Origin of the sequence: Rhodococcus sp. P1Y, assembly GCF_003641205.1 — a bacterium.
Classification (GTDB): domain Bacteria; phylum Actinomycetota; class Actinomycetes; order Mycobacteriales; family Mycobacteriaceae; genus Rhodococcoides.
This window is the reverse complement of sequence record NZ_CP032762.1, coordinates 2767364-2787885: the sequence shown is the minus strand read 5'-3', so window position 1 is coordinate 2787885 and position 20522 is coordinate 2767364. Positions and strand designations below refer to the sequence as shown.

The window sequence follows — 20522 nt, the reverse complement described above, 5'->3', positions numbered from 1 at the left end:
CCGACCAGTATGCCGTAGACCGGGCCCGAGCACAACTCGCGCCCCCAGCCCCGTGCGTGCGTAGTTACGTCCCTGTGTCACTACCCACGCACGGGCGGCGGAGCCGCACCTATCTTACCGAGCGGTAAGATACGGCGATGACCACCACGACCAAGTCCTACGGACCCACCTACGGGATCTGGCAGAAGCTGCCGGACAACCTTCTCGGGCAGGCCGTCTTCTCATTCGGGATGTGCTTGCGTGTCCCCTACTTCGGCTCGATTCTCCCCCACGTGCAACTCCTGGAACCCGGTCGCTGCGAGGTCCGAGCGCCGAAATGGTGGGGAATCCGCAACCATCTCGGAACCTTCCACGCGATCGCTGCATGCAACCTCGCCGAGGTCGCGATGGGAATGCTCGCAGAAGCAACGGTCCCGACTACGCATCGATGGATCCCCAAAGAGATGACCGTCGGTTATCTCACGAAGGCGAACACGTCTCTGACCGCAGTTGCCGAACTGGTCGAGTTGCCCGATTTCGACTCGATCGTCGACGGGACCGACCTGGTGATTCCAGTGTCGATCACCGACAAGTCGGGGACCGAGGTCGTTCACGCCGACATCACGGTCTGGATCTCACCAGTTCGCTGACGACCCACATACTGGACGAATGAACACGTACGACTCGGTGGTGGTCGGTGGAAGCGGCGCAGTTGGGACGATGATCGCCCGCCTTCTCGCTCGCGACGGACGATCTGTCGTGACGGTGGACCCATGTGCCGGTATTTCTTCCGAAAAGCTGGTGATGCACCGTCTCGGCGACATACTCGAGCCCGACGAGGGCCTTCGGGCGATCCTGAGGGAAGCACGTCTCGTGGTCCTCGCGGTGCCCGAGTCCGTCGGCGAGCGCGTTTCTTTCGCACACTTCGCTCCCGGAGCGCTCGTGGTGGAGACGTTGTCGGTGAAGTCCGGGTTTGCTACCAAGGTCGCCGCAGATGCGCCTCACCTGGCAGTCGTCGGGATCAATCCCATGTTCGCGCCATCGCTGGGGATCGAAGGCCGTCCCGTCGCCGCTGTCACTCATCGACATGGGCCGGGGGTCGACGAGTTCCTCGCCGACATCGCCGAGTGGGGTGGCCGGGTCGTCGAGGTCGACGCGGACACGCACGACCGACTCGCCGCCGCGACGCAGGCTCTGACTCACGCGAGCGTTCTGGCATTCGGATCCGCGCTGGCCACGCTCGACGTCGACCCAGCCCTGGTCGAGGCCATCGCCCCTCCCCCGGCGCGCGCGGCACTTGCTCTCCTCGCTCGGATCACCGGCGGCGAACCCGAGGTGTACTGGGACGTACAGTCCGGAAATCCGTACGCAGGCGCGGCACGGGCAGCCCTGGCCACCGCGGTACACCAGTTGGACGACGCAGTCGGCTCCGGCAGCGAATCGCGATTCGCTGACATCCTCTCCGCCGCGGAAGGTTCGATCCCTGATGGGGACCGGTATCGAGCGCTGTGTGCCCGACTGTTCGGTATTGTGCGGGAACCAGCCAGTGAGGGGGATCGAACGTGATCGAGATGCCATCGCTGCCCGAGTACGACACCGACGACATCGTCGAGAGTGCTGTCGTGTCGAGATTGGCGGCCAACTGGGGTCAGAGAGCCACAGTGAAGAAGGTCGAACCGGATCTGGACGATCTCTTCGATCACGACAAGCACGATTACCCGGAAGCACTCATACCGTTCGCCAAGCACGAGATCTACCGCGGCCTGGCCGAGGCGTCCAAGGAACGGATCCGCGCCTGGGGCTGGATTGCGTTCAACAAGAACGTGATGGACGTCGAACAGCACATAGTCAACCCAGGTTTCTCGCTTCTCGCGCGGGACGCGTTCGACACGAAAATGGGTGACGTACTCGCCGTAGCGGTTACTCAAGCGATGGTGGACGAGCAATATCACACGCTGATGCACCTGAACGCGAGCTCGCTGACCCGTCGGCAACGCGGTTGGTCCATGCCCGAGCGCGCGCTGCCCTTCAGTGCCGTGATCCGACGCCAACAACGATCCCAGCTGGAAGCGCAGAGCAGTTCGGACGCTGCTTTGAGTGCACTGGCCTACACCACCGTCGCAGAAATTTCGATCACCTCGTATCTCGATCTGATCGAGGACAACGAGCTGATTCAGCCGGTCAACCGTGCCACCGTGAAGTTGCACAACAGGGACGAGTACTGCCACGCATCGATCGCGGACGAAATGGCCGTGATCGTGTTCGACGCTCTCGCCCCTGCGGAGAGAACTCTGTTTCTCACCGGCCTTGCCGAAGGAATGGACGCGTTTTCGTCGACGGACTTCTCGACGTGGGAGGCCATTCTTCGCCACGAGAATGTCGTTGGCTGGGAGCGGATGCTGACCGATACTCGAAACGACAGTTCACGCCAGAAATTGGTTCAGGATTACAGCGGAATTCGGTCGCTGTGCCGCAAGCTCGACGTCGAGGACGAAATCGGCATCGACTGGCCGTGAGCGGTCGGGCCGAGCAGAAGTTTGCGGCAGGTAGCATTTCGGAGTGTTGCCTGAATCGACCGCAGGTACCCGGCGCACTTTTGCCAGTTTGCTCACCGACGAACATCTACCGCACGGAGAATCGATGCCCTTATCCGAGGACGCAGCAGTACTGGTGGAGGACGTCCACAAATCGTTCGGCGACGTCCATGCTCTCCAAGGCATCAGTTTTTCTGCGCCACGCGGCACGGTGCTCGGCATTCTCGGCCCGAATGGCGCGGGCAAGACCACAACGGTCAAGGTGCTGTCGACTTTGATCAAACCGGACTCGGGTCGAGCTGTCGTGGACGGCCACGACGTAGCCACCGCAGCGCCCGCGGTACGCCGATCGATCATGATGACCGGGCAGTATGCAGCGCTGGACGACACACTTTCCGGCCGAGAGAACATCGAGCTGTTCGGACGTCTGATGGGCCTCGACAAGAAGGCGTCGAAGACACGAGCGAATGCGTTGCTCGAAGAGTTCGATCTGGCGGACACCGGCAAGCGACCAGTGCGTGGCTACTCGGGCGGTATGCGTCGCCGCATCGACATCGCATGCGGACTGGTCGTTCGCCCTGCTGTGGTGTTTCTCGACGAGCCGACCACCGGACTGGACCCCCGGTCCCGCCAGGGCGTGTGGTCGCTGGTGGAGGCGTTGAAAGCTCAGGGAATCACCGTGCTTCTGACGACGCAGTACCTCGAGGAGGCCGACGTCCTCAGCGACAACATCATCGTTATCGACAAGGGGACGGTCGTCGCCGAGGGAACGAGCGATCAACTCAAGGCCATGACCGGCGGGAATTTTTGCGAGGTGGTCCCGTTCGATCCAGACCAACTGGCCGCAGTGGTCCACGTGCTCGGCGAACTCGTACCCCCGGCCGTCGCCGCCGACGTGCGTCCTGGTGCCGATCGTCTGTCGATCCCGGCGCCCGACGGAGCAGCCACCTTGTCCGAGGTGCTGCGTCGGATCGATCAAGCAGGAATCCCTCTGGCGGACATCGCACTGCGTCGTCCATCGCTCGACGACGTCTTCCTGTCGTTGACCGGCCGCAACGACGCCGCGCCCACTCGATGACCGCCGCGGCGCAGAACTCACGATCGATCTCCGAGGGCGTTGGCTCGGCCGAGACCGCGAGTCGTCCACGCAAGTCGAGATTCGAACCCTCGGGCTTCGTCCAGTGGCGTGTTCTCACTGCCCGGACCATCCGAACCATGGTGCGGAAGGGCGAACTCGTTCTCGCCGTCGTCGCACCGCTCGTGTTCACACTCGGGTTCTATCTGCCGTTGAAATTCGTGATGCAGTTTCAGGGCATCGACTACGCGCAGTTCCTGATGCCCATCATCGTCCTGCAGGCCATGGCGTTCACCGCGATCACCTCGGCGCAGCGCGCGTCGACCGAGGCGCTCACCGGACTCTCGACGCGCTTGAAAACGATGCCCGTGGTCATCGGTGCACCGCTGATGGCCCGAATGAGCAGCGCTTTCGTACGGTCGCTCGTGACGTTGACCGCCGCACTGATCTACGGATACGTCATCGGATTCAGATTCAGCGCGGGCGCTCTGCAGGCAGCGCTGTTCTGCGTGACGGCGCTGGCCATCAGCACCATTCTGTCGTTCGGGGCGGACGCCATCGGCACGATGTCCAAGAGTCCGGAAGCGACGAGCCAGGCTCTGACTCTGCCGCAGCTGGTCCTCGGAATGGCATCGACGGGCTTCGTACCGGAATCGGGATTTCCGGAGTGGATCCGCCCGTTCGTCCGTAACCAACCGATCTCGCAGTTCTCGTCCGCCATGCGAGACATGGCCGACGGCTCGGTCAGCTTCTCGCTGATCTTCCCGGCACTGGCGTGGATCGTCGGTTTGGCCGTGGTACTGATTCCCCTCGCGCTGTGGGCAAGCCTCGGACGGAGGGACTGACGATGACCGACGTACAACCGCACCCCATGGCACTCGACACCCTGGACTTCCCAGAACCCAACAAGCCCCTGCCCGAGACATCTCTCGCTGCGCTGTGGACCCATAGCCTCATCCAGTGCAAGAGGCTTCTGACACGGTGGTCGCGTGACACCACCACCATGATTCAAGCCGTCCTCTACCCAGCGCTGACACTGCTCATGTTTCGCGTCGTACTCGGTGATTCCATCTCGATGGCGACCGGGCAACCCGCGGTCTACGGTCAGGTTCCACTGATTGCACTGATCGGCGCGATGTTCGGCTCGATCGTGAGTGCGGTCGGCCTGAAACAGGAGCGCATCTCCGGTCTTCTGTCGCGGTTCTGGACCATGCCGACCCACCGCGCAGCCGGATTGGTCGGCAGGATGATGGCCGAGGCAGTTCGCGTTCTCGTGACAACGATCGTCATCGTTGCAATGGGCTTTGCCCTGGGCTTCCGCTTCAACGAAGGAATTCTGGCCGCAATCGGTCTGATCCTGCTACCGATTGTCTTCGGCCTCGGTTTCGCGGTCATGATCACATTCCTGGCCACCATTGCAGGGGACGCGCCTCTCGTCGAACTGGTGTCCATCCTCTGCACCTTGCTGATGTTCTTCAATTCCGGGTTCGTACCGGTCGCGGCATATCCGCCCTGGCTCCAGCCCGTCGTCGCTGCTCAGCCGATGTCGTGTGCGGTCGACGCCATGAAGGCACTTGCTCTTGGAGGCCCAACACTTACGCCTATCCTGCAGACGCTTGCGTGGTCCCTCGGTCTTGTCGTGATCTTTCTGATTCCCGCGATAAAGGGGTATCGACGAGCGTCGACTTCGGGTTGAGAATGTTCGAAACACATAGCCGATCTTCTGTTGCAGGTCGAAGTTCGACAGATACCAATCGGATTGCAATGGGAAATTTCACAACGAAGAAATTTGCATTCGAAGAATATTCTCGCGATGCTGGAGCGTCGGCGAAAAGTAGATTGGCTGTCGCGCCCTGAGCGCGTTACAGCTGAATACCAGTAGCTGACGAACTTTCAACGAGTACTCGGCGACATGAGGAGCCTGCAGTGAAGATCGGTCGTGTGATCCGGCGCCGGACGATCATCGCCGTCGCTACGACGATGATCGCAGTTGCCGGAGTCGGAGTCTCCGTCGCGGCACCGACTGCAACAGGCGATCCGCTTCCCGTGGCGTCCATCGACAGGATGGGCAGTCCACCAGAAGGATCCAACAACTGGTCATGTGTCCCCTCGGAGGCTCATCCGCGGCCCGTCGTGCTCATTCATGGGACCGACACCAACATGCAGGAATCTTGGCCGGTGTTGTCACAGGACTTGGCTTCGCAGGGATACTGCGTGTTCGCTCTCAACTACGGCGCTCTTCCGGTGTTCTGGGATCCGAATCACCTCGTCTGGGGTGTAGGCGATATCGAACAGTCCGCGGTCGAGGTGGAGCGTTTCGTCGACTCCGTCCTGCAGAGCACCGGCGCATCCCAGGTCGACATGGTCGGCCACTCGCAAGGTGGGACGGTGGCGCGGCAGTACCTGAAGTTCAACGGCGGAGCCGACCCGTCCGACCCGACTCAGAGCAAAGTACACCGGTTGATCACGCTGGGAGCGACCAACCACGGCACAAGCTGGAACGGCATCCAGCAGCTCTACCTTCTTGCGACATCCCTAGGTCTGCCGCGCGACCTGACATCGAAACTCGTGTTCGGGATCGCCGGTGATCAGCAGTTGATCGGGTCGCCGATGCTCAAGAAGCTGAACGCGGGCAGTGAAGTGATGGCCGGAGTCGACTACACCGTCATCGCGACGCGCAGCGATGGGGTCGTCACGCCACCGGAGCGCACGTTCTTGAACGACCGTGGGACGGGCCAGGTCACCAATCAATGGGTTCAAGATCTCTGCCCGGCGAGCACGGTGTCGCACATGGGTCTGACCAGCGACCCCGATGTCGTCTACATGGTCAGCAGCGCCTTGGATCCGTCCTATGCCGACCGCAACCCGCTGGTGTGCTCCGGGACGCCCTGACCGGCATTTCGTTCACGCGCCCCCGATCGAACGAACGTCAGGCCCTCAGCCTTCTGCCTCCCACGGAGCCGGCCTGGTCGCGTCCAACCGTACGACGTGATCGACGACCGACTCGACATCGTGGGGCTGCTGGGAAGATGGCGCCACGAGGTGCGTGACCCATGCTTGTTCCACCGCCTCGTTCGACGCGGTCGAAGCGATAGAAACGACAGCGGCGCCAGCCGCGGCCGCAACCAGTAGCCCCAAGCCATCCCACGGGCCCGCATCTGCGACCTGCGACCCACCTGCAATCCACAGCCGGGAGTCGTAGTCGACATTCCACGCGCGCCTGTACCGCTCGGCTCGCTCCACCGCCTCGGCGTGCGACAACCTCGATACTGCGGTCCCGTCCACCACCACGAACGCGACGTCGTTCGGTCCGAGAAGACGAGTCCGCGACGCGTAGTCGATCGGCCGAGGCGAGTACGACGCAACACTCGCTGCGATCTCTGCATCGCCCAGATCGATGACGGTCGAAGTGTCGGCCGAATTCGGACTTGGATTCTTGGTCAGAACGAACTGAGCATGTGGGGTGCCCGCGTCGACAGCATTTCCATTGCCGAACCACACTGCTGCGCCGCACAACCACACGGCCCACGACGCAACAACGAAATCGACCGATACCGGCAGTTCGATGGCAACGAGGTCTCCCGGTCCCACATCCCGCGCAGCGAGGAATCGCGCGAGTTGCGAACTTCTGTCGGACAGCTGAAGATAGCTGGTCTCCCCCGCTCCGGTCACGATCGCGGGAGCCTCCACCTCGGCTTCGACGGCCTCGTCGAACACTTGCGCCACAGTCCGCCTCGTCGAATGCCGATCCCCTTCGGCCGAGCCTGCAGGCGACGGCCCGACCTCGCCGGCCGAGACGTCGATGTCACCCACGACGGTGTTCGGTTCCAGGGCTACTACCCGCAGCACGGTGTCCAGCCTCTCGGCCAAGACCTCGATCGTGGCTCTGTCGAACAAGTCGGTCGAGTAGATCATCGTGCAGGTCAACGTCGGGTCGCCGACCGTCGACTGCGTCTCGGAGAACACCAACTGCAGGTCGTACTTCGCAGCGTGGTCCGCTGTGTCCAGCCCTGTGATCGCCACATCGGGGAGCGACAGTCGCGTCGTTCCGAGGTTCTGCAGGGCGACAACAACGTCGAAGAACGGCGATCTCGACGAGGACCGCGGAGGGTCGAGCAGGTCGACGACCCGGTCGAACGGGATGTCGGAGTGAGCGAAAGCATCGAGATCCGTATCGCGCACCGCGCTGAGAACCTCGGCCACGGTCACATCCGACTGCACTCGCGTTCTCAGCACCAGTGTGTTGACGAACATTCCGACGATCTCGTCGAGCGCAGGCTCGCCGCGTCCTGCTACGGGAGTTCCGACTGCGACATCCTCGTCGCCCGACATCCGGCCGAGCAGGATCACGACCGCGGCATGCAAAGCCATGAACAGCGAAGCATTGTGATCGTGAGCGGTGCCTTCGAGAGACGCCAGTAAGTCCGTGTCGACCACGAATTCGTGAGCTGCACCGTCGCTCGTCCGCTTCACCGTCCGAGGCCGGTCCGTGACCAGACTCCGTTGCTCGCTCAGGCCCGCCAGGGTGCTGCGCCAAAACTGCATCTGCACCGCAATGATGGATGCGGGATCCTCCTCGTCGCCCAGCACCTCCCTCTGCCACAGCACGAAGTCGGCGTACTGAATCTCGAGCGGATTCCACCCCGGGAGTTGCCTCAGCGAACGGGCGGCGTACGCAGTCATCAGGTCACGTGTGAGCGGGCCGGCCGAATACCCGTCTGCAGCAACGTGATGCGCCACAAGGACGAACACATGGTCGTCGTGTGACAGCTCGAGTAGATGCACGAGCAGCGGTGGTGCAGCGGTGACGTCAAAGGCGGTTGCAAACAGTACGCGCAGGCGGCCCTCCAGGTCTGCCAGGTCCACTTTCTCAGGGCGCAGGTCCAGTTCGAGATCCTCGGCAGGTGTGATTTCCTGCGTTCCATGGCCGTTCACTTCTGGATAGCGCGTGCGCAGCGACTCATGCCGCGTGATCACGTCGGCGACCGCGAGCGCGAGCGCCCCCGTGTCCAGCATCCCGGTGATCCTCAGAGCGAAGGGGATGTTGTACGTCGACGACGTCGGATCCAGCCTGCCCAACAACCACATCCGCTGCTGCGCGTAGGACAGAGGAACGATCTCGGGCCTGGAACGTGCGACAAGCGCACGTCGTCCGCCGGCGCCGACGGCAGATTCGAGTCGAGCCGCAAGGTCCGCCACTGTCGCCGTCTCGAACAGAAGTCGGACGGAAACGACTGTATCGAGTGCCGCACCGAGGCGAGAGACCACTCGGGTGGCTATCAACGAATTGCCACCGAGCGTGAAGAAGTCGTCGTCCGCACCGACACGATCGAGCCCGAGCACTTCCGCGTACACGCCGGCCACTATCTCTTCGACAGGGTTCGACGGAGCGCGGAATTCGGATTCGACCAGCACCGGAGGTGGCAGCGCGCGACTGTCCAGTTTGCCGTTGACCGTCAAGGGGATCGCTTGGATGGCGACGAACGCCGACGGCACCATGTAGTCGGGGACCCGCTGTTCGACGCCTCGCCGAAGCTCCTCGAGTCGATGGTTGCCATCGACCACGACGTACGCGACGAGCTGCGCACCCCCGGGCGGAACGTCCCGAACGACGACCGCCGAGGACGTCACCCCTGGCTGCGCCGAGACCGCCGCGTGGACTTCACCGAGTTCTATCCGGAAACCGCGGATCTTCACCTGGTCGTCGGCTCTTCCGAGGTACTCCAGTTCGCCCGTCGTCTCGGTCGGAAGCCATCGTGCCCTGTCGCCGGTGCGATACAGCAGCCCGCCGGGTCGGCCGAAAGGATCGGCGACGAATCGCGTCGCCGACAGGCCCGTCCTGCCCCGGTATCCGCGAGCGACCTGACCGCCCGCCACATACAGTTCGCCTGCGACCCCGATCGGCGTGGGCCGAAGGCGCCGATCGAGTACGTAGACGCGCAGACCCGGTATCGGACGACCGATGATCGACGCCGGACCGATGTCTCGCGCGGTCAGGGGTCTGATCGATACGTGCACGGTGGTCTCGGTGATCCCGTACAGGTTGACCAATCGAGGTCCCCCGCCGCCGACCAAGCCGCCGCCGTCCAGTCCGTCGCCGTGGCGTTCGAACCAACTCTTCAACCGGGACGGCGCAAGCGCCTCGCCACCGAACAAGATGTAACGCAACGACAGTGCGACCGGCGGCAGAACACGATCGACTTCGGCCAACAGGTGAAAAGCGGACGGTGTCTGGTTCAACACGGTGACGTTCTCGGTCTCGAGAACCGTGCGGAATGCCTCCGGTGATCGAGACGTGTAGTAGTCGATCACGACGAGAGTCCCGCCGTGCAGCAACGCACCCCACATTTCCCACACCGAGAAATCGAAAGCGTAGGAGTGGAACATCGTCCACACATCGTTTTCGTCGAAACGAAATGTCGAGTCGGAGTTGTCGAAGAGTTCGAGGACGTTCCTGTGGGTTACCCCGACACCCTTGGGTGTTCCGCTGGATCCCGACGTGTAGATCACATAGGCGAGGTTGGTTGGGGCCAGCGGCGAATGCCTTTCGACGTCCGTGACGACACCGAGGTGCTCACTCGTCGGGTGCCCCACGTTCGGACGTATCAGGGGAACGTCGCCGAAGTACTCACTGGGCGCGTCGGCAAGGACGGCAATAGGACCGGCATCGGCGACCAGGAACTCGATGCGCTCGGGCGGATACGTGGGGTCGACGGGTAGATACCCGGCACCCGAGGTCGTCACCGCCAGCAGCGCCACGATCAGGTCGGGTGAGCGGGGCAACGCGACGGCGACCAGTGTCTCGGGCCCCGCGCCGACCGCTATGAGTCGACGGGCAAGAAGGTCGACACGGCGACCCAATTCGTCGTACGACATGGTCGTGCTTTCGAATCGCACCGCCACACGGTCAGGCCAGGACCGGGTGGTCGCCTGGAACCTGTCGACAAGCGTCTCCGCCGATCGCCCAACGGTGTCGATCGCCGTCGTCGCAGCAGGAGCGGTCTCGCTCCATCGATTCACCAGTGTCTCGCGCTCGGAACTCGGCATCGAGTCGACATCGCCGACCGGTCGGTCCGGGGCCTCGAGGACACCTGAGAGCAACGAGCCGAACCCGGCTGCAATTCGCTCGACGGTCGAATGATCGAACAGGTCTGTCGCATACAGGAATTCGATATCCCAACCCGACACTCCCCCGGCCGCGTCATGCGAGTCGGACGCCGTCACCTGTAGATCGAACTTTGCCGACGCCGTCTCGAACTCGATCGCACTGATCGTCAGGTCGGGCAATTCCAGTTGTGCTCGACCGAGGTTCTGGAAGGTGAACATGACCTGGAACAACGGATGACGCCCGTGTGCGCGAGGCGGGTCGAGCGCATCGACGACCTCTTCGAACGGAATGTCCGCGTGAGCGAACGCGGCAAGATCGGCATCCCGTGTCCCCGAGACCAAGGCGGAGAACGTGCGCCTGGGATCTACGGGAGTGCGCAGCACAAGAGTGTTCACGAACATTCCGATGACGTCGTCGAGAACGGCGTTCCCGCGTCCTGCGACCGGCGTTCCGATCGCGACGTCGTCAGTGTCCGACAGCCTCCCTAATAGCAGGGCCAGCGCCGCATGCAAGACCATGAACGGCGTCGCACGTGCTTCGTGTGCGAACGAAGTCACCTTCGCTCGAAGCGATGCATCTATCGGTATCGACACGGCGGCGGCACGATTCGACTGCGTCGCCGGTCTGGAACGGTCGGTGGGGAGGTCGATCTCGGGGGGCAGGCCGGAGAGACGGTCGATCCAGAACGCGGTCTGCGTCGACGCGATCGACGACGCATCGTCGTTCGAACCGAGGAGCTCGCGCTGCCAGACTGCGTAATCTGCATATTGCACCGATGGACGTTCCCATCCGGGAATCCGACCCGACTTACGAGCTGCGTACGCACGCACGATATCTCGGGTCAGCGGGGCGATCGAGAATCCGTCGATGGAAATGTGATGTGCCACGACCACGAGGACGTGCTCTGCGTCCGATTCACGCAGCAGCGCCGCGCGAATCGGTACCTCGGCTGTTACGTCGAAGCCTGTCGACACCATCGTCAGCACCTGATCCATGGCCGACGCCGACTCGACATCGCGAACCGCCAGTACTACCGGTCTCGATTCGACGGTACGGATCACCTGACTACCGACACCGTCGACATCCGGGTACACGGTTCTCAATATGTCGTGCCGCGCAACTACATCCGCAAACGCGGCAGCGAACGCCGATGTGTCGAGCCGACCGGTCAGACGGATCGTCACCGGAACATTGTGTGCTGCAGACTCAGGCTCGAGCCTGTTCAGAAACCACATTCTCTGTTGCGCGAGCGACAACGGAACCGGGCCGACGCCGGACCGACGCACACCGATGGGCGGACGACGGGCGCCGCCGGACTCCGACTCGACCCGTGCGGCAAGCGCTTCGACCCCAGGGGCTTCGAACAGGAGCCGAAGCGGAATTTCGCGCCCCAGGGCGGTGCCGAGCCGGGCGACAACGCGCGTGGCGATCAACGAATTGCCGCCGAGACCGAAGAATTCGTCGTCGAGACCGACCCTGTCCACTCCGAGTAGATCTCCGTAAGTTCCGGCGACGAGTTCTTCGACTGGCGTGGATGGCGGATGGTACACCTTGACTTCGAACACTGGGGCAGGCAGTGCTCGTCGATCGAGTTTTCCGTTCGAGCCGAGAGGCATTCGGTCCAGAACGACCACGACCGCCGGCACCATGTAGTCCGGCACCAGGTCTCCCAGAGACGCCCGAACCGCGGCCGGATCCACCGTCGTTCCCGCTCTCGGCACGACGTACCCGACCAACACGTCGCCCATCGTGGCGTCCGATCGAAGAACGACCACACTGCGGTGAACATGCGGGTGCCGATCCAGCGCAGCTTCTACCTCCCCGCACTCGATACGCTGCCCGCGCAACTTGACCTGGAAGTCGCGGCGGCCGACATAGTCCAACTCGCCGCTCGGGTTCCGCCGAACGAGGTCGCCCGTGCGGTATAGCCTGCCGCCGTCGAGATCGAACGGGTCGGCAACGAATCGCTCCGAGGTCAAGTCGGGTCTCGACGCGTATGCTCTGGCCAACTGAACTCCGGCCAGATACAGCTCCCCGACGACCCCTGACGGCACGGGATGCAAACGGCCGTCCAGGACGTAGGCACGGGTGCCGGTCACCGGTAGGCCGATTGGAATGCTCACCTGGTCGGTGGGTACGAATTCGTGGAAGGTCACGTCGACCGCTGCTTCGGTCGGACCGTACAGGTTCGCCAGGAATACCGACGGCAGCACCGACTTCAGCGCACGGGCCGTCGATACCGGGAGCGCCTCGCCCGAGGCGAAAATGCGACGGAGCGACGTGTTCAGCGGAGCCGCGGGTTCCGCTGCGAACACGGCCAGCATCGAGGGAACGAAATGCGCGACGGTGACGGCGTTCGCCTCGAGTACACGGGCGAGATAGGCCGGATCGCGGTGCCCATCGTGCCTTGCGATCACCATCCGAGCCCCGGTCTGCAACGGCCAGAACAATTCCCACAGTGACACGTCGAACGTGACCGGGGTTTTGAGGATCACCACGTCGTCGTTCGAGAGTCGGTACTCGGACTGCATCCAGTTCAACCGGTTGACGATGGCGCGGTGACTGACTACGACGCCCTTGGGCCGACCGGTGGATCCGGAAGTGAAGAGCACGTAAGCCGCGTTGTCCGGGTGCACGCGATCTCGTGGCCGGGCATCCCCCACCTGCACATCCACTGCGAAATTCCGGGCCGAGTCGTTCACCACGACGACAGGAACGTCGATACCAGTGAGGTCGTCGGGCGAAGTGACCAGAGCCAGCGACACATTCGCAGTGTCCACGAGGTAACGCACGCGGTCCATCGGTTGGTGAGGATCGATCGGTACGTACGCCGCGCCCGCGGACACGATCGCGTAGATCGCGACCACCAGTTCCGGCGACCGATTCATGACCACTGCGACAGCACTTTCGGCGCCGACGCCGGCCGCGTTCAGAGTTCGAGCAAGCGTCTCGACGCGTATCGCGAACTCGCCATACGACATCGACCGGTCTTCGTACGTGATCGCAACAGCGTCAGGCGACGTGGCCGCTTGCTCGTGGAACCGGTCGAGCAACAGTTCGTCGGTGCACGGACGCTCGATTCGGGCAGTCTCCCCCACGACAGCGTCGACTTCCACACCGCTGAGGATGTCGATGTCCCCTACGACGACCAACCGATCGGTCACGATCGTCTCCAGGATCCGCAGGAAACGCTCGCCGGCCGCCGCTACGGTGGACTCGTCGAACAAGTCGGTGAGGTAGAGAAACTGGGCGAGCATACCGAGCGGCTCGCCCGAACTGTCGAACTCTTCCGACATCGTCAGATACAGATCGAATTTCGACAAACCGGTTTCGAGTTCGACGCCCGCTGCTCTGATACCCGGTAACTCTGCAGTACTTCGGCCGAGGTTCTGGAAAGCCAGCATGACCTGGAACAGAGGTTGACGTGTCGTCGAACGTGGCGGATCGAGTACTTCCACCAACCTCTCGAACGGTATGTCGGCATGCGCGAACGCGTCGAGATCTGTTTCGCGAACCGATGACAGAATTTCTTCCGCGGTCGCGTCGTCCCGGATTTCCGTACGAAGAACGAGCGTGTTGACGAACATTCCGATCACATCGTCCAACTCACGTTCTCCGCGACCGGCGATCGGAGTGCCGATGGCGATGTCCTGACTGCTGGACAACCGCGCAAGAAGTATCGCGAACGCCGCATGCACGATCATGAACGGCGTGCATCCGATCTCCAGCCCGAGCGCCACCACCGATCTGTGTAGCGCGCCGTTGACGGAGAACGCATGCACGGCACCGCGTTCGGAAGGGATCGATGGCCGAGGGTGATCGGTAGGCAAGTCGAGATAGTCGGAGATGCCATCGAGTTCCCGAGTCCAGAAACGGATCTGAGTACTGATCAGCGAATCGGGGTCGGACTGGTCACCGAGCATCTCACGCTGCCACACGGCGTAGTCGGCGTACTGCACGGTCAGCGGTTCCCAGTCGAGTTCCCGCCCGGTTGCCCGCGCCGAGTAGGCAGCGACGATATCGCGGATCAACGGGCCCATCGAGAACCCGTCGGCAGCGATGTGATGCACCACCACCGCGAGGATGTCCCGATCGTCTCCCAGTCGATACAGGTGCGCTCGGAACGGTGCGACGTGCGCAAGCGCGAAGCCCTCGGTGACGAGTTCTCGGATTCTCGTCAGCGCATCGCCCTCGGAGCAGTGGGACACTCCGAGCACGAAGGGACTCGACTCGATCGGTGCCACCACCTGGTAGCCAACCCCATCGGACTCGGGATAGATGGTTCGGAGTGACTCGTGTCGACGTCGCACGTCGTCGATCGCAGACCGCAATGCGTCGACCTCGAGACCGCCGTCGAGCCGAACGACGATGGGAATGTTGTACGCAGCGGAATTCGGTTCGAACTTGTCGAGAAACCACATCCGCTGCTGGGCAAGCGACAGCGGTACACGACGAGGTCGACGCCCCGCTACAAGGGGAATTCGTCCACCGACACCGATCGTGCCTTCCATCGATGCTGCCAACCCGGCAACCGTCGGAGTGTCGAATATGGCACGGACGGGAACGCGCGTGTCCAGGACGGCACCGATGCGGGAAACCACCTGCGTCGCCACCAGGGAATTGCCACCGAGCGCGAAGAAGTCGTCGTCGAGGCCCGGTTCGTCCACACCCAGCATCTCGCCGAAGACCTTCGCGATCACCTGTTCGGTGTGCGTAGTCGGCTGACGAAAAGCCCGGACTTCGAAGATCGGTTGCGGGAGCGCTTTTCGGTCCAACTTGCCCGACGCGGAGATCGGGAGCGCATCCAGAACCAACACGACCGCCGGAACCATGTACGCCGGGAGGCTCGAGCCCACACGACCGCGCAGGAGATCGGTGTCCACCGCGGTTCCACGCGCAGGCACCACGTAGGCGACGAGCCGTTCGCTTCGAACGATCACGACCGCCTGTGACACCGAACTGTCGGCCAGGAGCGCGGACTCGATTTCACCGAGTTCGATCCGCAAGCCTCGCAATTTGACCTGGTGATCGATGCGCCCGACGTATTCGAGTTCCCCGCCCGGTGTCCACCGCACGACATCTCCTGTGCGGTACAGACGCCCGCCCGACACGTCGAACGGATCGGCGACGAATCGGTCGGAGGTGAGGTCCGGTCTACTCACGTAACCGCGAGCCAACTGCGCACCAGCGAGGTACAACTCACCGACTACACCGATCACTACCGGACGTAGCCGGTTGTCGAGAACGTAGACCCTGGTGTTGAACACCGGCAGACCTATCGGAACTGTCGCGACGTCGGACCCGGTGAATTCGTGGAAGGTCACGTCCACCGCGGCCTCGGTCGGGCCGTAAAGATTGACGACCCGCACGTCGGTCACGGCCCGTCTGAGCGCCCGTGCGGTGGCAGGCGGCAGCGCTTCACCCGAGGCGAACAGCAATCGGAGAGCGTCCGCACGTTTCGCCTTGGCTTCGGCGGCGAAGACCGCGGCCATCGACGGCACGAAGTGTACGACCGTCACTCGTTCGGTATCCATCAACTCCGCGAGATAGGTCGGATCCCGGTGGCCGTCCGGGCGTGCGATAACCAACCGAGCACCGACCTGCAACGGCCAGAACAACTCCCACACCGACACGTCGAACGTCACCGGAGTCTTCTGCACGACCACGTCGTCGGAACGTAGTCGATACTCCTCCTGCATCCAGACCAGTCGATTGACGATCGCACGATGATCGACGGCCACGCCCTTCGGCTTGCCAGTCGAACCGGAAGTGAACAGCACGTATGCAGCGTTGCCGGGTCCGGCGGACGCAGGCGTTGCTCGGACCGTCGGGCGCAGACGCGCGTCCGCGTCGAATGACTCGTCGTCGACGAAAACGACACTGGCGATGGACGATTCGAACTCGTCGCGAGTGGTCGACAGCACGGTGACCGCCCCGGACGTTCGAAGAATGTACTCCACTCGTTCCGTCGGTTGTTCGGGATCGACGGGAACGTAGGCACCCCCCGCGCGAACGACGGCATAGATGGCCACCATCAGATCGAACGATCGCCGCATCGCCACCGCAACAGCAGTTTCCGGCCCCACACCCTCGGCGACGAGGAATCGAGCGAGACGCTCCACGCGGGCGTCGAACTGCGCGTACGTCAGCGAATCCCCTTCGTACGTCAGGGCGATCGCATTCGGAGACTTCGCGACCTGCGCCTCGAACATCGACACGAGCGTCGCCGACGGATCCACCTCGCGGTACGTGGAATTGACATCGCCGATCAACGACTCGGACTCGGCTTCGTCGGCCAGCTCGATGTCGCCGACGATCACCGATGGGTCCTCGGCAACGGCCTCGAGCACCGCGACCAGACGTCGAGAGATGTTTTCGACCGTCGAGTCTTCGAACAGGTCGCTGGCGTACGTGGTCTCGATACTCAGCCCGGCAGGTTCACCCTGTGCCCCAACGTGTTCGGTTACCGCGAAATCGAGATCCACCTTTGCCATGGACACGTCGACGTCGACTGGATCGACGGTGAGACCGTCCAGCTGGAAATGGGTGAACCCGACGTCCCGGAACGTCATCGACACCTGGTAGAGAGGCTGACGTCCGTGCGAGCGAACTGGGTCCACGACCTCCACGACGCGCTCGAACGGCACGTCCGCATGGGCGAACGCGGCGAGATCCGTCTCGCGAACACCGGCCAGAACCTCGTCGAACCGCCACGAATTCTGCAGTCGGACACGCAAAACCAGGGTGTTGACGAACATTCCGATCACGTCGTCGAGAACAGCCTCACCACGTCCTGCGACGGGCGTACCCACCGCGATGTCGTCGCTGCCGGACAACCGCGACAACAACACCGACAAGGCAGCATGAACCACCATGAACAATGTTGCGCCGCGCGCGCGACCGAGCTGCACGAGTGTCGCATGGGTGTCCGAGTCGATCGTACGAGCATGTGTGCTGCCGCGGCCCGACCACAGGACGGGACGCGGCATGTCGAGCGGAAGATCGATCTGCTCTTCGAGCCCCGACAATGCGGTGGCCCAGAACTGCTCCTGCACCGACATCATCGAGTGCGGATCGTCCGACGAGCCCAGCAACGCTTTCTGCCACAGCGAGTAGTCCGGGTACTCGACTTCGAGCGGCCGCCAGTCGGGTACGCGTCCTCCCGCACGCGCTGTGTAGGAGATCATGACGTCCCGGGCGATGGGTACCATCGAAAAACCGTCGGCGGCAATGTGATGCACGACCACGACCAGGATGTGTTCGAGATCCGTGAGCTCGAACAGTCTGACTCGAAACGGCGGCGCCGAAGACACGTCGAACGGCATGTTCACCGTCGCGACGATGTCGCCGAGAAGCTCGTCCTGACCGCTGCGCGCAACAACCCAATCGATTCCCCACCCATCACGTGCCCCGACATCTTGGATGCCGACGCCGTTCACTTCCGGATAGCGGGTGCGCAGAGGGGCATGACGGTTGACCAGATCGATCACCGCAGCCCGCAGAGCGGCGACGTCGAGCCGTCCTGCCATTCGAACGACCAGCGAGATGTTGTCCGCCGACGATTCGGGATCCAATCGGTTGAGGAACCACATTCGCTGCTGCGCGGGAGACAGCGGAATTCTCTCCGGCCAGGGCACCGCCCCGAGGCGCACCGCTGCCGCGTCGGCGGGATCGGCGGACTCGAGCAGCCTCGCCCACTGCGCCACGGTCGCGGCGTCGAAGAATTCGCGAACCGGAGCTTTCACGCCGTACCGACTGTTGAGACGAGACACGAGGCGGGTTGCGGTGAGCGAGTTGCCGCCGAGCGCGAAGAAGTCGTCGTCACGTCCGACTCGGTCCACGCCGAGAATCGCAACGAACTCGGACGCGACGACCATCTCGACGTCCGTCGACGGTGGGTCGTAGGACGCGTGCTGTTCGGCCGGTTCCGGTAGCGCACCGCGATCGAGCTTTCCCGACGCTCCCAACGGCATCGTGTCGAGAACCATCAACGCGGCGGGCACCATGTAGTCGGGTAACGCAACCCGCATCGAAGACCACAGCTCGGAGACGTCCAGCACGCTGTCTCGAGCGGGAACGAGATACCCGACCAGTCGGTCACCTCGCACCGCTACAGCGCTCTGCGAGACAGCCGCAGAACGCTCGAGCACAGCCTCGATCTCGCCCGGCTCGATGCGCAGTCCGTGAAGCTTGATCTGAGTATCGGTACGACCGAGGTAGATCAGGGAGCCGTGCTCGTCGGTTTTGACCAAATCTCCGGTGCGGTACATCCGGGTACCCGACCCAAATGGATCCGCGACGAATCGCTCCGCAGTCGTGTGCGGCCGCCCCAGGTAGCCCCGCGCGAGTTGGACCCCCGTGATGTAGAGCTCGCCGACTGCACCCGGTGGGACAGGTCCGAGCGAAGCGTCCAGGACACGCAGTTCGGTGTCGTCCACGGCCGTACCGATGGGGACGGACAGCGGGGCCGGGAGGACTCGATGGTGGGTGACGTCGATTGCGGCTTCGGTCGGCCCGTAGAGGTTGTGAAGCTCGGCGTCGAGTCGTTCGCCGAATCGACGTGCGGTTCCGAGGGTCAGTTCTTCACCCGACGCGAAGACGAAACGAAGCGTGGTGAGGTCGGCAACCGAAGGCGCGTCGACGAACACCGCGAGCATCGACGGTACGAAATGCACCACCGTCGCGCCGGAACTGTCGATCAACGCGGCCAGGTGATCGGGATCGCGGTGAGCATCGGGTTCTGCCACCACGAGCGTGGCCCCGACTCCGAGGGGCCAGAAGAACTCCCAGACAGACACATCGAACGTGAACGGAGTCTTCTGGAGTACGACGTCGTCCTCGTTCAACGAATACCGGTTCTGGCGCCAGTTCAAATTGGCCGTGACCGCGGAGTGGGGAACGGCGACGCCCTTGGGGCGACCGGTGGATCCGGATGTGAAGATCACATACGCAAGATCATCGGGGCGTGTCGGTGACCTACGCTCGTCGTCTCCCAACCTGCTGCCACCCAGCCCGGCGATCTCCGCCGAACGTATGTCCACGGTTCGCACAGACGCCGGGAGCCGCGCTGCGCTGTCCTCGTTGCCGAGAATCAGCAACGGTCGCGCAATGCTCAGGACGTACTCGAGTCGTTCCTCGGGATGGTCAGGATCGAGCGGGACGTAGGCGCCGCCTGCCTTCACAATCCCGTACATTCCGACCACGAGGTCGATCGACCGCCGAAGTGCGAGGCCTACCGTCCGGTTCGGACCGACCCCGCGAGTCACCAGAAATCGCGCGACGCGGTTAGAACGTCGTTCCAACTCGCCGTAGGTGAGCTCTTGTCCGCCGAACCGAAGTGCAACACGGTCGGGGTGACGATCGACCTGCGCTTCGAATGCGTCGAGCAACACCTGGCCCTGCCCAGTCTCGGCCACACCGGATGTGTCCAGACCGAGGACCGCCGCGGCGTCTACCAGGAGAGAGTTCACTGCCCGATCGAGGGCGCCGTCATCCGATTCCAGGGCTGTCGGGGCAACTTCGGCTATGACGAGTGGAACAAGCGACTCCGGTCCGAGAGCGCCGCCCATTGCGGTGTCGAGCTTCTCGAGGTGCTTTCGCAGATGACCGAACGAAACACGAACGGACCCGAAGGCGAGTGCCGTCCGCCCCGGATCGATCTCGGCAACGTCTGCGACGATCCACGGCACGTCGGTAATCGACAGCGCCCTATCGGCGCCTTGACCGACAACCATGCAGTAAGAACCCTCCCACGCTCCGTACCCGACGCCATCGTGAATTCCCGCGACGAATCGGGATGCAGACACCGGCTACTTTTCACCCAGGC

8 protein-coding genes are annotated in these 20522 nt (G+C 63.1%); 7 read left to right on the top strand and 1 reads right to left on the bottom strand.

Annotated features, from left to right (window positions below):
- The first annotated feature begins 137 nt into the window (after positions 1–137).
- From D8W71_RS12790 to D8W71_RS12760, 7 genes are all read left to right on the top strand, one after another.
- Complete coding sequence (locus D8W71_RS12790) at positions 138–629, top strand: hotdog fold domain-containing protein (protein ID WP_121113998.1); 492 nt, start codon at positions 138–140, stop codon at positions 627–629.
- Between the two features lie 19 nt (positions 630–648).
- Positions 649–1545, top strand: a complete 897-nt coding sequence (locus tag D8W71_RS12785) for a prephenate dehydrogenase dimerization domain-containing protein (RefSeq protein WP_121113997.1) — start codon at positions 649–651, stop codon at positions 1543–1545.
- A 5-nt stretch (positions 1546–1550) separates the two neighbouring features.
- Complete coding sequence (locus D8W71_RS12780) at positions 1551–2495, top strand: diiron oxygenase (RefSeq protein ID WP_121119085.1); 945 nt, start codon at positions 1551–1553, stop codon at positions 2493–2495.
- Positions 2496–2619: 124 nt separating this feature from the next.
- On the top strand, positions 2620–3591 hold the full coding sequence (locus D8W71_RS12775) for an ATP-binding cassette domain-containing protein (RefSeq protein WP_121119083.1): 972 nt from the start codon (positions 2620–2622) through the stop codon (positions 3589–3591).
- Entirely contained in the window at positions 3588–4433 is an 846-nt protein-coding gene (locus D8W71_RS12770) for an ABC transporter permease (protein ID WP_121113996.1), read from the top strand. The genes D8W71_RS12775 and D8W71_RS12770 overlap by 4 nt, the downstream gene beginning before the upstream one ends.
- Positions 4434–4435: 2 nt before the next feature.
- On the top strand, positions 4436–5284 hold the full coding sequence (locus D8W71_RS12765) for an ABC transporter permease (protein WP_121119081.1): 849 nt from the start codon (positions 4436–4438) through the stop codon (positions 5282–5284).
- A 230-nt stretch (positions 5285–5514) separates the two neighbouring features.
- Positions 5515–6480 (top strand): esterase/lipase family protein, encoded by a 966-nt coding sequence (locus D8W71_RS12760; protein WP_236077861.1) that lies wholly within the window; start codon positions 5515–5517, stop codon positions 6478–6480.
- Positions 6481–6525: 45 nt separating this feature from the next.
- Here D8W71_RS12760 and D8W71_RS12755 read toward each other — a convergent pair whose 3' ends face one another.
- Complete coding sequence (locus D8W71_RS12755; protein WP_121113995.1) at positions 6526–20502, bottom strand: non-ribosomal peptide synthetase; 13977 nt, start codon at positions 20500–20502, stop codon at positions 6526–6528.
- Positions 20503–20522 lie beyond the last annotated feature (20 nt).